We start from the raw sequence: 13,683 nt of genomic DNA on the forward strand, positions 1-13,683 counted from the left end.
GTTCGACCCGGTGCTGGGCGCCCGCCCGTTGCGCCGGACGATCCAGCGCGAGATCGAGGACACCCTGTCGGAGAAGATCCTGTTCGGCGAGATCCAGCCGGGACAACGGATCCTGGTCGACGTGTCCACACCGGACGATGACGACGCGGCCTTCACCTTCACCGGCCTGACCAAAGTCGTGGCCGCCCTCGACTGACCACTGCGCCGTGATGTGTCCACGTGTGCTGGAAACCTCGGGTATGCCTAGACGAACACTATAAAAACCTATAGCGTTATTCACACAAGTTGGAAGACGCTGGAGGTGTCTGCAGTGAGCAACCTCAGGGAGACCTACGAGTCGCTGAACCTCGAACCCAAGCCCATCAGGCCGCACATTCTCGCGGCGGCGACCGTGGTGTTCGGTGAGGACTACTACTCCGGACGGCGGGAGACGATCAACCTGTCCGGTTTCGTCCAGCTCAACAAGTGGCCCATGCCGGGCTTCGAGCACCGGGTGGACGAGAAGGGCTACGCGGAGTTCGAGACCGAGCTCATCAGCGCGCCCGAGGTCGGCATCAAGGGCTTCAGCTACGAGTTGGACGACCGCATCCAGGTGCTGTCCAACCCGTTCCTGCCCAACACCGGCCACGTGCGCCAGATCGTGCCCGGCAAGAACTTCCCCGCCGAGTTCTACATCCGCCGGTTCGGCATCCTGGAGACGAGCACGCTGCGGCTCGCACACCGCAACGTCATCGACATCCACGGTGTCGTCGACCACGTCCCGCCGTTCAAGAAGCCGCTCACCGGCCCGTACCTGGGCAACCCGCGCGGCGACGGCCCGTTCGAGGTCGTGCAGGCACCGAACGTGGCGCGCGGCACGACACTGCCGGAGGCCTGGTACCCGGCGAACGACGAGAACGAGCCCGTCGGGATCACGCCGACCGTGTTCTTCGCGCCCAGTGCCGGACCGTGCATGTCCATGCTGGTCGACCCGTCGATGATCATGCAGGTCTCGCTCGAGGGCCGAGTGGAGCTCGAGGTCGGCGGTAAGACGGTGCGGGTCGACCTGGCCGGCGACCACAAGAAGGCGGCGGGCACCGAGATCCTGTTGTTCGGCCCCGAGAAGCACGCTGAGGGCAACGGTGTGCTGGCGCAGCTGGCCCGCGTCGCGGTGACCGGGCACTGCGAGGAACTCGGCGGCCGGGTCATGCTGCGGGCGAGCTGGCCGCGGGTGTCCGGCGGCACGCTCGGCGAGGGCACCGAGGACAGCCTGAGCCGCGTGAAGTACCCGAGCGAGCTGCACTTCGACGCGAACTTCGAGCTGCTCACGCAGAACGGCACGCTGTACTCGGCCAACGCCGTGCACGTCAACGGCAAGCTGAAGGACATGGAGGCCACCGGGACCGAACTCTCCATGGACGGCACGGACTCCGCGCTGGTCACGACCGACGACGAGGTCAAGGCCCGGCTGACCGGTGTCCAGCTGGTCATGCGCGACGCCTTCGTCGGCGAGCACGCGGCGGTCAACGTCTGAGTCCCTTGACACGCCGATCCGGAGCGACTTTAGTTAAAAGTCAGATAGTCATCGTTTCGGGTCGACCCGGTGCGGGTCAGATCGCGACGTTCCTCCCGGACATCACGTCCGGGAGGAACGTTCGTCGGGGGAGGCGTCCGTGGACCAGCGGCTGCTGTTGATGCATCAGGTGATGCTCGCGGACCGCCCCCGGTTGCATGCTTACGACCAGGCGCTCGCGTCGGTCGTGCGGGAGGGCGACGTCGTGGTGGACGTCGGCGCGGGGACGCTGGTGCTCTCGATGCTGGCGCTGCGGCACGGTGCCGCGCACGTGTACGCCATCGAGGCGGACCCGGCCATGGCCGCCGTGGCGGAGCAGATCATCCGGCAGAACGACCTCGGGGACCGGCTCACGCTCGTGCAGGGCGAGGCGCGCATCGCGAAACTGCCGCAGGCAGCCGATGTCGTCGTCTCCGAGATGATGGGCAACCTCGGCCCGGAGGAGCAGATGGTCGAGGTGCTGGGCGCGGTCGCCCGCCGCAACCTGCGCGAGGGCGGCACCGTGATCCCGCGCAGGCTCGTCACGCACCTGGCCGCCATCGAGTTCGACGACGAGGGCTGGGGGCTGTGGCGGGACGGTCCGCCCGGGCTGCCCGGCTACCGGCTCGACGCGGTGCAGCACGTCGTCGAACCCCATGCGCAGCTGCACTTCTTCCAGCGCGAGCCGCGTTTTCTCGCGCCGCCCGCGGTGCTGTCCGACGACGGCATCGGCCCCGGTTCGGTGAGTTCGCCCGAGCGGGAGGTACGGCTGCGGGTGCGGGAGAGCGGCTGTCTGCAGGCGGTCATCGGGTACTTCGCCGCGGAGCTCGCCGACGGCGTCACCCTGTCGAACTACCCGTCCTATCCCGGCTGCAACTGGGCGGTGTGGGTGTGGCCGTTGCGGCACAAGGAGGTTCGCGCCGGTGACGAGATCGTCGTGGGCGTGACCGTGCCGCGCGGCAGGGGAAGGGCCAGAGACGCGATGGAGTGGCGGCTGGACTGCCGCATCACCGGGCCGGGGAGGTGAGGTCATGCCGTTCGCTGCCGGCACCGTGCGGGACATCCCGGTGAGGGCGCTGAAACTGTGCGGTCTGACGTGGTCGGGGGAGTTCCTGCTGTTCTCCGAGGCCGTGTCGAACCAGATCATGGCGCTCGACCCCTACAGCGGGGAGATCGAGCACCGCATCCCGTGCCCGGAGGTGCGGACCGACCTGACGACGATCGCCGGCAGGCTGGTCCAGGTCGTCGGCGACCGCAGGGCGTTGCGGATGATCGACCCGGAGACGGCGGAGGCGGTCGGGGAGGTGCCGAACCCGAGACCTGGCAACGTGTTGTGCGGTCTCGAGGCCACCAGGCACGGCGTCTGGCTCGGCTACGAGGACCTGCGGCAGATCGACCTGCGCGACCCCGACGGCTTCGGGCTGCTCGACACGTTCCCGGTGTCGGGCCGCGTGGCCGGGGTGACCGTGTCGGACAGCTACCTGGTCTACGCCGACCACCAGGCGTCCACGATCAACCTGGTCGACATCGGCGAACGGCGTGAGGTCGCCGCGTTCTCCGTCGCGGGCAACCCGACCGGGATCACCTGGGACGGCAGCCGGATCTGGTACTGCGACTACACGACGCTGCAGCTGCGAGCCATCGAGGTGCCCGGCATCGTCAAGAGCTGACCCGCGGGGGAGGGGACGCACCCATGAATCCACTGAGGACTGTCGCACTGGGACTGCGCGCGGCCAGGGTGGTGGCCACCGTCGTCGTGTTCCTGGTGCCCGCACTGCTGGCCGGCGTGGCGGAGGCGGCGGTGCGCGGCCGCGCCGTCGCGTGGCGGCGGGCGGACCGCCGGATCGTGGCGCTGGTCATGGCGCTCGGCCCGGCGTTCGTCAAGGCCGGTCAGGTGCTCGGGACACGGCGCGATGTGCTGCCCGGCCACTTGTGCGACGCGCTGTCGGCTTTGCAGGACTCGGTGACACCGTTGTCCGCCCCGCGCGCCCGACGAGCCCTGCGGGAGGCCTACGGCGCCGACCTCGACGTGCTGTTCACCTCGGTGGACCTCGTCCCGGTGGCCAGCGGCAGCGTGGCGTGCGTCCACCGGGCACGCCTGCGCTCCGGCCGCGAGGTCGCGCTCAAGCTGCGCAGGCCCGGCATCGACCGGGTGATGCGGCACGACCTCGAACTGATCCGCCGCGGCGCCGCGCTGGCCGCCTGCCTGCCGGTGTTCCGCGGCGTCCCGGTGACCGAGGTCGTCGGGCACATGTGCGACGCGGTGCTGGGCCAGCTCGACTTCAAGCGTGAGGCCGAGAGCCTCGTCCGGTTGCGGGAGAACCTGTCCTCGGTGCCGCGGGTGTGGGTGCCGCTCGTGATCGGCGAGGCCTGCCGTCCGGAATGCATCGTCATGGAGTTCGTCCCCGGCCTCGACGTCGAGACCCCTGGCCGTTGCACGACCGCCGCACGCAAGCGGTTCGCCGCGTCCGGCCTCACGGCGATCTACCAGATGCTGTTCGTGGACGGGTTCGTGCACTGCGACATGCATCCCGGCAACCTCTACTTCACCGAGCGCGCCCAGGTCGTGGTGCTCGACGCCGGCTTCAGCGTGCGGCTCAGCGAACGGCTGCGGAGGCTGTTCGCCGACTTCTTCCTGAACATGGCCATCGGCGACGGTCCGAAGTGCGCCGCGATCGTCGTGGAGAGCTCCGCGAACGTGGGACCCGACGCGGACGTCGACGGCTTCCTCGAACGGATGGCCGCGCTGGTGCACCACAGCCACGGCCTGTCGGCCAAGGAGTTCAGCCTGATGGCGTTCGCCACCGAGATGTTCGACCTGCAGCGCGGGCACGGCATCCACGCCGCGCCGGAGCTGATCTTCCCGCTGTTGTCGCTGCTGGTCATCGAGGGCACGATCCGCGAGCTGGATCCCGACGTCGACTTCCAGGAGGTGGCCCGCCCGGTGCTGATGCGCGGGCGCTTCGGGGTGCGCTGACGTCATTCCCCGCTGGCCGGACTGTAAAACTACTGTTTATAGTAGTGACATGGGTGAGAAGCGGACCTACCACCAGTACTGCGGGCTGGCCTCGGCGCTCGACGTCGTCGGCGAGCGGTGGACGCTGCTCGTCGTGCGCGAGCTGCTCATGGGTCCCCGCCGGTACGTCGAACTGCTGGCCGACCTGCCCGGTCTCGGCACCAACCTGCTGGCCGAACGGCTGAAGTTCCTGGTGGAGAAGGGGGTTGTCGAGCAGGTCGACCTGCACGGCACCGGCTCCCGGCTGGCCTACCGGCTGACGGCGGTCGGCCAGGACCTGCGTCCCCTGGTGCTGGGGCTCGCCAGGTGGGGACTCGAGTTCGTCGGCGAGGTGTCCCCGCAGGACACCGTGCGCCCGCACTGGGGCTTCCTCGCCGTGGAGTCGATGCTGCGCCCGGAACTCGCCACCGCCGTCGACGAGAGCTACGAGTTCCGCGTGGACGACGAGGTTTTCCACATCGAGGTGCGCTCCCGCGTCCCGCGTGCGGTCAAGGGACCCGCCGTCGAGCCCGCGATGAAGGCCGTCACCGACGCGACGTCGTTCGTCCAGATCGGCGCGGGCAGACTCACGCCGCTCGCCGCGATGGTGATGGGGCGGCTGCGCCTGGACGGTGACATCGACGCGGTGCTGCGGTGCTGCGCGCTGATGGGGATCGACGCGGGCGCAGGCCGCACTACTGCCGAGGTACCTGCCAGCGCGACGAGTTGACGACGTCCTCGACGCGGATCGCCTTGAACCTGCGCGCGTCGAAGTCGCAGTACCAGATGCTGTAGCCGTCCCACGCCATGCCCGTCGGCCTGCCCTCGACCCGCACCGCGCCGATGATCTCGCCGGTGCGGGTGTCGACCGCGCGGACCAGCCCGGTGTCGAACTCCGCGTAGACCACGACCTGGTTGACGCAGGTGAGCCCGGACGGCCAGCCCTCGACCGGGATCTCGCGCCGCACCGTCATCGTCGCGTGGTCGCGCAGCTGCAACACGGCCGGATCGCGCAGGCACATCCACATGCCGTCAGCGGTGCTCTCGATCCCGGTCAGCCGGCCGCTCGGCGGCAGCACCTCCTGCCTGCCGGTGATCTCGCCGGTGCCGGGATCGATCAGCACGATCCGCTTGGGCCTGCCGCCGATCTGGCAGAGCAACCCGTCGCGGTGGGTGAGGTCGGCCCGGACGCGCTTGCACTCGAGTTCGCGCACCACCTCGCCGAACCGCGGGTCGATCGCCCAGATCCGGTTCGCGTCCTGGTCGGAGTGCCACAGCAGCCTGCCCGCGTAGGTGAGCCCGCACATGTACTCGCCGGGGCCGGGCAGTGAGCGCACGACCGGGATGGTCGTCTCCGGTGTCGTGGTCACGGCTCGTCGTCCTCCAGCCACACGTTCGACAGGTCGAACCAGCGGTCGATCGTCGGCATCGCGATGGCGTTGCGCACGCGGTGCCCGGACAGGTGCGGGATGGTCGGCGCGTGCACGAGGATCGGCACGATCGCGGCGTCGCGCATGACCTGGACGTCGACCTCGTGCCAGGCGGCGTGCGCGCGCCCGGTGTCGGTCTCGCCGAGCGCGAGCTCGATCAGCCGGTCGACCTCCTCGTTGCTGTAGCAGCCGTAGTTGCTGGTGCCCCTGGTCCGGTTGGTCTGGAACATCGGCTGCAGGAAGGCGCGCCCGTTGTTGCCGAACCAGTCCGGGGTCCACGACGGCGCGGTGAGGTCCCACCGGCCCGCCTCCGCGTTCGCCGGGTCCTGGAGGAACGCGTAGTAGTCGGCGTGGCCCATCGGGACGAGATCGACGGTGATGCCGGCCTGCTCCAGGTCACGCGCGTACGACTTGGCGACGTCCGGGTTCGCGTCCACGTCGCGGTGCACGGCGGTGAGTGTGAGCCCGTCGGGATAGCCGGCCTCGGCGAGCAGGGCACGGCACTTCGCCGGGTCGCCGCGGTCGCCGGGCGTGGCGTACAGGTCGAACGGTTCGTAGCCGTCGTTGCCCGGCGGGATGGCCGATCGGGCTGGTCGCATGACGGTGCCCGCGGCGAGCTTGTCGTAGATCTCCGCGATCGCCACCTTGTCGATGGCGTGGGCGATCGCGCGCCGCACCTCCGGGCGCCGCAACGCTCCGCCGTTGTTCGGGCCGACGGTGTTGAAGACCAGATACGGGTTCAGCGCGTAACCGAGGTCGTTGCCGGGATCGGTGGGGTTCGCGTCGTAGGGCTCGGTCACCGGGGAGGCCCAGGACAGGTCCGCCTCGCCCGCGATGATCTTCTTCCCGACCGCGACCGGGTCGGCCCGCTCCATGGTGACCTCGACGGCGTCGACCCACTGGTGCCGCACGTCGTCAGTGGCCTGGTCCCACACGGGGTTGCGCTCCACCCGCAACTCCAGCCCGTGCACGTAGTGAACGAGGCGGTACGGGCCGTTGGACCGGATGTCGGTGCGGAACTCGGGGCTGTCGGGCAGGTAGGCGTCGTACTCGGCGGGTGCGGCCGAGGCGAAGGGCATCGCGAGGATGTTCAGGAAGTCCGCGGCGGGCCGGACGAGCTCGAAGACGAGCGTCTCGTCGTCGAGCACGCGTATCCCGGCGATCTCGTTGCTGTTCTGGAACTCCGCCAGGTCGGCCGCGGTCGGATCGGGCCCGATCGCCGCGGCGTAGGCGTCGCGGAACTCGGCCATGCCCCGGACGGTGCTGGTGAAGTACCGGATCGCGCCGGCGCCCGCGACCGGGTTGCACATCCGCTTGAACCCCCGCACGAAGTCGTGCGCGGTCACCGGGCGCGGTGGTGTGGTGTCCCAGAGGACGTTGGGGCGCAACGTGATCGTGTACGTCGTGTGGTTGACGCTCAGCCCGGCGTTGTAGGTCGTCGGCAGCTCGGCCGCGAGGTCGGGGACCGGGGTGATCGCCCGCCAGTCCCGCAGGTCCCTGACCGCGGGATAGGTGAAGAGCTGCCGGGCGTAGAGCCGGATGATCTGATGGCCGAGCGCGTAGTAGGCGCACGCCGGGTCGACGTGGTCCATGCTGCCGGGGCCGTACAGCCGGAGTGTCCCGCCGCGCCGCGGCTCGCTGCTGCTCATGTGTCTGCGACCTCCAGGGTTCACGCCATCTCGTCGGCCAGCCCGGCCATGATCTTCAGCGTGCGGTCGATCTCGTCGTGGCTGTTGAACAGGTGCGTGCAGATCCGTGCCGCGTAGTGCATGTGCGGGGAGCCGGGCACCTCGAACTCGACCCAGCGGATCCAGATCCGGTGCGCGCTCTCCAGCCGGTCCACGAACGCCATGACCTTCTTGATGTTCCACGCGTCCTCTGGTGCGCGGAACGGCTTGAACGCGACGAGCGGGGCGTGCAGTCGCGTGTCGTGCAGTGGCGTGTACAGCGAGGACTCACCGAAGTGCTCGGCGACCCGCTGCTTGGCGTAGCGGCCGAGTTCCATGATCCGGTCCTCGATCCGCCCGCGGCCGATGGCGTTCCAGATCTCGCAGGCCTTCGCGAGTGCGGCCGCGCGGGCGATGCTGGCGCTGCCCGCGCTCTGCAGGTAGTCGCCCATGTTGTACGTCTCCACCGCGGTCTTGGTCCGCGCGGGCGTGTCACCGACGAGCGGGTACCAGGTGGAGATCACCGGCCAGAACCGGGGCAGTGGCAGGGGGTTGTGCTCGGGAAAAACCTTGTTGCGCGCGTAGAGCAGGCCCGTGCCCAGCGGCCCGCACTGGAACTTCGATCCCGAGCCCGCCATGAAGTCGACCCCGAGCTCGCGCAGGTTCACGTCGACCATCCCCGGCATCAGCGCGGCGTCGATCATGGTGATCACGCCGTGGCGCTGCGCCAGGTCGCACAGCTCGCGGATGGGCATCCGGGTGCCGGTGAACAGGGTGGTGGCCGCGAACGCCATCACCTTGGTGCGCGGGGTGAGCGCGGCCTCGAACGTGTGCACGACGTCCTCGACCGTGACGTCCGGACCGGAGGGCAGCGTGACCAGGTTGACCTTCACGCCGAACCTGTTGTGCGCCAGGTTGAAGTTCGACAGCACGGAGAAGCACTCGTGCGTCGTGGTGAGCACCTCGTCGTCCGGTCCGAGGTCGAGGCCCGCGATGATCCGGGCGATGCCCTCCGTCGAGTTGTGGCAGATGACCATCTCGTCCTGGTCGACGCCGAAGTCGGCGGCGATCTGCGCGCGGTACTCGGGATAGAGGCTCGGCGGGTAGATGTTCGCCAGGCTGCCGGTCCACTCCCTGGTCACGCGTTCGTAGACCTCGACGACCTCGTGCGGCATGGCGCCGATGGTGCCGGTGTTGAGGTGCGTGGTGCCGGGGTCGAGAGCGAAGATTTCCCTGATGCTCTCCCACGACGCGGTCGCGAGGGTGTCCGCGTCGAGTCGCACGCTCTGGGTCACGGTGGATCCCCTCCGTCCAGCAGACCAGGCGTAAAAGAGACTATCTGATTATTAAGTGATCTGGAAGTAGTCGTTGCTCGCGTACCAGTCGCCCCTGCCGCCCGGCAGGAGGTCCAGCACCGTCCACACCGGACTCAGCAGGTCGATGCCGCGCTCCGCGCCGTCGATCAGGTTGGCGGGCAGGGAGTACAGGTGCTGGACCGTGTCGCCGGTCTTGCGCAGCACGCTGACCATCGGCCGTTGCTCCTCGTCCGCGAACTCGGCGTTCATGTCCTCGTTGAAGCTCGTGCCGTGGCTGGACAGCACGCGGAGCCGGTCCCAGCCGCGCCGCCGTGCCCACTCGAGCAGCCGGTCCGGCGGCGCCTTCGCGACCACCACGAACGCCGTGTGCCTGGTCAGGTGCGGCGTGACGCCGTTGAAGCCGTCCACCCACATCGAGCACATCGGACAGGCCTCGTCGTCGGACGGCGCGAACATCAGGTGGTAGACGACGAGGGTCTCGTGCTCGCCGAACAGATCGGTCAGCCGGACGCGGTCCTGCGCGGCGGTGGCCTCGACGAACTCGTACTCGCCGAGCACCGGTCCCGGCGGCAGCGCCCGGCGGGCCGCGGCGACGGCCTCGATCTGGTCGCGCAGCCGCCGTTCCTGCTTGGCGAGCTCGATCCGCGCGGACACGTGCCGGTCGTCGGTTCCCTTGGGCCACATCGGGACCACGGCCTCGCTCATCGCACTGCTCCCTTCGTCCTGACCGCCTGGAACAGGAAGAACCCGGGGTCGTACCGGCCCGCGGCGAGCGCACGTCTTGCGTCGTGCGCGAGAGCACGTTCGCGGTACCGCAGCTCGCCGGGGTCGTCGGGCAGCGGGCCGAACCCGTTGACGGACGTGGACTCGAGCGTGAACCCGATGTCCGCCAGCACCGGCAGCATCTCGGCGAGCGTGTGCCGCGTCTCGTGCGGGTGCAGCACCTGGTCGCGGAACCACGACCGCAGGAACGTGTCGTCGTCGTCCGCCGGCGCGGCGCCTCCGTGGCGCAGCCTGCGGAACTCGGCGTACAGCGCGTCCTCACTCGCTCCGCGCCGGCGCATCCGGTCGAAGTGGGCGAGAAACGGTTCGCGGGCGTGCTCGTGGTACAGCCCGATGATCATCCGGCCGCCGCCGGCCACCATGGACTGTCCGATGTGGACCAGCCCGCCCACGCAGTCGTCGGTGTGGTGCAGGACGCCGAGCGAGGTCACGAGGTCGAACCGCGGACCTGGCCGGTAGGTGAAGAGATCCGCGACCTCGAACGAGACGGGCACACCGAGGAGATCGGCGACCTCGCGGGCGCGGTCGACGGCCACCGGGTTGAAGTCGACCCCGTTGGCCAGACAACGGTGGTGCAGCGCAGCCGCGATGGGGAGCCAGCCGGTGCCGCAGCCGACGTCCAGCAGGCGCAGACCCGGCCGCAGTGCGGTGACCAGCGGCGGATAGCCGCGGGCGGGATCGGCGCCGCTGATCAGCCCGGCCTGCGTCCGCGCGTCCCGCCGGTGGTTGAACGGCAGCTCGCGGTAGAACGCGAGCACGTCGGTCCGTGCGCCCGAGGTCACCGGTCTCACCCGTGCAGCTCGGCTGCCGGCGTCTTCCAGGAGATGGTGTCCTCCATGCACAGGTAGTCGATGTCGGTGTCGAGAAAGCACTCGACCGCGTCGTCCGGGGAGCACACGATCGGCTCACCACGCCGGTTGAACGACGTGTTCAGCAGCACCGGCACCGAGGTGATCTTCTCGAACTCGACGAGGAGCTCGTGGAACAGCCAGTCGTCCTCCGGCGTCACCGTCTGCACCCTGGACGTGCCGTCGACGTGGGTGCACGACGGGATCTCGTTGCGCGCCACGTCCAGGCCGCCGAGCCGCCGCACCGGATCGGCGAGCTCGAACGCCCGCGCCGGGTGCACGGGTGCCACCAGGGTCATGTACGGGCTGTCGTAGCCCGCGCCGGGCGCACCGAGCAGCGAGCCGGGTCTGCCTTCCAGCTGGAACCACTCGCGGGCGCGGTCTCTCGGCACCGCGGCGGCGAACGGCCGGAACGACTCCCGCCGCTTCACCCGCAGGTTGAGGATCCGCTGCATCTCGGGTGACCGCGGATCGGCGAGGATCGAGCGGCCGCCCAGCGCCCGCGGGCCGAACTCGAGGCGCCCGTGGAACCACCCGACGATCTTGCCGTCGGCGAGCAGCCGCGCGACGGTGGCGGTGATGTCCTGCGGTGGCAGGACGACGTGGCCGAGTTCGTGGTCGGCCAATGCGGCGCGGACGTCGCGGGTGCTGTACCGGGGACCGAGCCGGGTGCCGCTCATGCCGTCGGCTCCCGGACGGCGTGGGGCCCTGGCCGCGCCGCCGGCGTGACCGTGCCACGCCTGCAGCGCCGCACCCACCGCGCCACCGGCGTCACCGGGCGCGGGCGGAACCCACACGTCGTCGAACGGGCCCTCGCGCAGGATCCGCCCGTTCGCGACGCAGTTCAGCGCGACCCCACCGGCGAGGACCAGTTTCGCGCGGCCGGTCTCGCGACGGGCGCGCTCCGCCAGCCGCAGCAGCATTTCCTCGGTCACGAGCTGGATCGAGGCGGCGATGTCGGCGTGCACCTGCGTGAGCTCGGCACCGGGCGCGCGCCGTGGCCCGAACAACCGCTCCATCGCCGCCATGTCGTACATCCGCCGGTCCACGTGGTAGGTGAACAGCGACTCGTTCACCGCGAAGGAGCCGTCCCCGTGCGGCCGGACCACCGCGTCGGTGATCGTGTCGCGGAACCGGGGCTCGCCGTAGGGAGCGAGCCCCATGACCTTGTACTCGCCCTCGTTGACCTGGAACCCGAGGAAGTGGGTGAAGCCCGAGTACACCAGGCCGAGCGAGTGCGGGAACCGGAGTTCGGACAGCAGCCGCAGCCCGGTCTCCGGTGAGCCCTCGCCGATCGTCGTGGTGGAGAACTCGCCCACGCCGTCGGTCACCAGGACGGCGGCGTCGGTGAAGGGCGACGGGTAGTACGCGGAGGCGGCGTGGGACAGGTGGTGCGGCACGAACACGAACCGCCGGTTCCACCTGGCCCGTGTGCCCCTGCTGGGGGACAGCGCGAGCAACTGGTCGCGCATCTCGCCCGGCGACCAGAACGACTCGCGTCCCCACTTCGTCAGCACCTCGGTGAAGTGCTCGCGACCGGCCGGGTAGGTCCTGATCGCGGTGGAGAGCACCCTGGCGAGCTTGCGGTGCGGTTTCTCGTAGAACGCCACGAGGTCCACGTCGTCCATTGTGGAGTTCGCCGTCTCCAGGCACGTGCTGATCGCCCGCGCCGGGAAGCTCGGGTCGTTCTTGAGCCGGGAGAGTCGTTCCTCCTCGACCGCGGCGACGATCTCGCCGTCGGAGACGAGTGCCGCGGCGGAGTTGTGGTAGTGGCAGGAGAATCCCAGGATCAGCATGGGTCACGCGCTCTCGAGGTAGCGGTGGCGGTTCGACGACGGTCGCCACCGGCCCGGCGGGGTGCGCAGCCGCAGCAGGCGGGCGATCGGCCCCAGCGCGAGATACGCGGCCACCAGGACGCGTTCGAGCAACCGGCGTGTCATGACAGCGGGTAGGAGTCGTCGGGCACGCGGCCGTCGGTCCTCCAGCGCGACGGCCTGCCGGTCGGTGCGCCGAACCGCAGGGTCAGCAGGTAGACCTTGGCCAGCAGCCGGATGAACACGGCCGTCACCTCCAGTCGAGCCTGCGCTCGAGCTCGTCGGCCACGATCTGCTGACCCGCGTCGTCGAAGTGCGCGACGTCGATGAAGATCGTGGTGTTGTCGTAGCCGTCGGCGAGCCAGTCGTTGGCGTCGTAGAACCGGATGCCCGCTTCCTTCGCGCCCGTCTCCAGCTCGTCGCGCAGCCGCTGGTGCACGACCTCGGTCGCGAGCCACCGGACGGCCTTGCCGAGCTGCACCTGGTCCTCCTCCCACCGCGACCGCTCGAGTTCGGTGAGCCGCTTGGTGGTCCAGCCGATCGACGGCTGCAGCACGTAGTGCACCCGCATGTCGAGCGCGTCCTGGAAGATCCGCCAGATCTTCATGGTCTGCACCGTGCGGTCCAGGGTGGCCCGCAACCGCAGCTCGACCAGTTCGGGCGGCAGCAGGTTGTCCTCCACCTCGGTGCGGGCCCACTCCTCGGCGGCCGCGGGCGCGCCGCTCACGACACTGCTCACGACGCCGCGCCCCTTGCGCACCAACCGGGTCAGCGGGCCGGGCGGCGGCGGAGGCAGCCGCATCTCACCGAGCACCGTGCCGCCGAACTCGGGATGCACCTCGGCCTCCCGCAGGCCGGCGTGCACGGCCTCGTTGAAACCGGTGAACAGCACGACGTCGGTGACCTCGGGCAGCAGATGACGCAGGGCCAGGTAGTAGGCGAGCTCCTGCTGGCATGCGGCCGCGCTCACGCCCAGGTTGAGGAACGGCCGCTGGGGCGTGGTCAGCAGCGCTGCCATCGTCTTGCGGTCCGAGGACGCGCCGATGCCGAACGCCACGCTGCCGCCGAGCAGCAGGCGGCACTGCTGGTACCGGGATCGAATGGTGCGCAGGTCGAGTGGAACGCCGTCGGAGCCGTAGTTCTGCCGGAAGCCGAACGAGTCGGTGCACACGAGCTCCGACCGGTAGTGCGGCTTGAGCGTGTAGGTGACGAACGGGTGAGGACTGAGGCCGAGGAGTTTGTACTCGGTTTGCATCGGCATTGCGGCCTCCCCGATCGTCACGGCGAAACACTTGAATT

General features: G+C 69.7%; 15 protein-coding genes. 6 read left to right on the top strand and 9 right to left on the bottom strand.

The window, feature by feature from the left end; translation table 11 throughout:
- The 6 genes from SK803_RS28250 to SK803_RS28275 all read left to right on the top strand — a co-directional run.
- On the top strand, positions 1 to 196 hold a 196-nt coding region (locus tag SK803_RS28250), incomplete at its 5' end, for a hypothetical protein (protein WP_319969154.1).
- 114 nt (positions 197 to 310) lie between these two features.
- Complete coding sequence (locus tag SK803_RS28255) at positions 311 to 1,513, top strand: DUF6004 family protein (protein ID WP_319969155.1); 1,203 nt, start codon at positions 311 to 313, stop codon at positions 1,511 to 1,513.
- A gap of 139 nt (positions 1,514 to 1,652) precedes the next feature.
- The gene (locus SK803_RS28260) at positions 1,653 to 2,558 is read left to right on the top strand and encodes a 50S ribosomal protein L11 methyltransferase (RefSeq protein WP_319969156.1); all 906 of its coding nucleotides are present in this window, start codon (positions 1,653 to 1,655) and stop codon (positions 2,556 to 2,558) included.
- A gap of 4 nt (positions 2,559 to 2,562) precedes the next feature.
- Entirely contained in the window at positions 2,563 to 3,201 is a 639-nt protein-coding gene (locus SK803_RS28265) for a YncE family protein (RefSeq protein WP_319969157.1), read from the top strand.
- Between the two features lie 23 nt (positions 3,202 to 3,224).
- A complete protein-coding gene (locus SK803_RS28270) occupies positions 3,225 to 4,508 on the top strand; it encodes an ABC1 kinase family protein (protein ID WP_319969158.1) in 1,284 nt (427 codons plus the stop codon).
- Positions 4,509 to 4,557: 49 nt separating this feature from the next.
- Entirely contained in the window at positions 4,558 to 5,256 is a 699-nt protein-coding gene (locus SK803_RS28275) for a winged helix-turn-helix transcriptional regulator (protein ID WP_319969159.1), read from the top strand.
- Here SK803_RS28275 and SK803_RS28280 read toward each other — a convergent pair.
- The 9 genes from SK803_RS28280 to SK803_RS28320 are packed head-to-tail and all read right to left on the bottom strand — an operon-like array spanning position 5,222 to position 13,645.
- Positions 5,222 to 5,896 (bottom strand): NHL repeat-containing protein, encoded by a 675-nt coding sequence (locus SK803_RS28280; protein WP_319969160.1) that lies wholly within the window; start codon positions 5,894 to 5,896, stop codon positions 5,222 to 5,224. The two genes, SK803_RS28275 and SK803_RS28280, sit on opposite strands and share 35 nt — an antisense overlap.
- Positions 5,893 to 7,605: an ABC transporter substrate-binding protein gene (locus SK803_RS28285; protein ID WP_319969161.1), complete on the bottom strand. Its 1,713-nt coding sequence runs from the start codon at positions 7,603 to 7,605 to the stop codon at positions 5,893 to 5,895. Before SK803_RS28285 ends, SK803_RS28280 begins: the two co-directional genes overlap by 4 nt.
- 20 nt (positions 7,606 to 7,625) lie before the next feature.
- Entirely contained in the window at positions 7,626 to 8,918 is a 1,293-nt protein-coding gene (locus tag SK803_RS28290) for an aminotransferase class V-fold PLP-dependent enzyme (RefSeq protein ID WP_319969162.1), read from the bottom strand.
- Between the two features lie 51 nt (positions 8,919 to 8,969).
- Positions 8,970 to 9,644 carry a DUF899 family protein gene (locus SK803_RS28295; RefSeq protein ID WP_319969163.1) on the bottom strand — a complete coding sequence of 225 codons (675 nt, stop codon included), beginning with the start codon at positions 9,642 to 9,644 and terminating at the stop codon, positions 8,970 to 8,972.
- Positions 9,641 to 10,504 (bottom strand): class I SAM-dependent methyltransferase, encoded by an 864-nt coding sequence (locus SK803_RS28300; protein ID WP_319969164.1) that lies wholly within the window; start codon positions 10,502 to 10,504, stop codon positions 9,641 to 9,643. The genes SK803_RS28295 and SK803_RS28300 overlap by 4 nt, the downstream gene beginning before the upstream one ends.
- 5 nt (positions 10,505 to 10,509) lie before the next feature.
- Positions 10,510 to 12,366 carry a carbamoyltransferase family protein gene (locus SK803_RS28305; RefSeq protein ID WP_319969165.1) on the bottom strand — a complete coding sequence of 619 codons (1,857 nt, stop codon included), beginning with the start codon at positions 12,364 to 12,366 and terminating at the stop codon, positions 10,510 to 10,512.
- 3 nt (positions 12,367 to 12,369) lie between these two features.
- The gene (locus tag SK803_RS28310) at positions 12,370 to 12,510 is read right to left on the bottom strand and encodes a hypothetical protein (protein ID WP_319969166.1); all 141 of its coding nucleotides are present in this window, start codon (positions 12,508 to 12,510) and stop codon (positions 12,370 to 12,372) included.
- Positions 12,507 to 12,629 carry a hypothetical protein gene (locus SK803_RS28315; protein WP_319969167.1) on the bottom strand — a complete coding sequence of 41 codons (123 nt, stop codon included), beginning with the start codon at positions 12,627 to 12,629 and terminating at the stop codon, positions 12,507 to 12,509. Before SK803_RS28315 ends, SK803_RS28310 begins: the two co-directional genes overlap by 4 nt.
- A 5-nt stretch (positions 12,630 to 12,634) precedes the next feature.
- Entirely contained in the window at positions 12,635 to 13,645 is a 1,011-nt protein-coding gene (locus SK803_RS28320; RefSeq protein WP_319969168.1) for a hypothetical protein, read from the bottom strand.
- Positions 13,646 to 13,683: the final 38 nt, after the last annotated feature.

Origin of the sequence: Lentzea miocenica (genome assembly GCF_033949945.1) — a bacterium.
In the GTDB taxonomy this organism is placed as follows: domain Bacteria; phylum Actinomycetota; class Actinomycetes; order Mycobacteriales; family Pseudonocardiaceae; genus Lentzea; species Lentzea miocenica.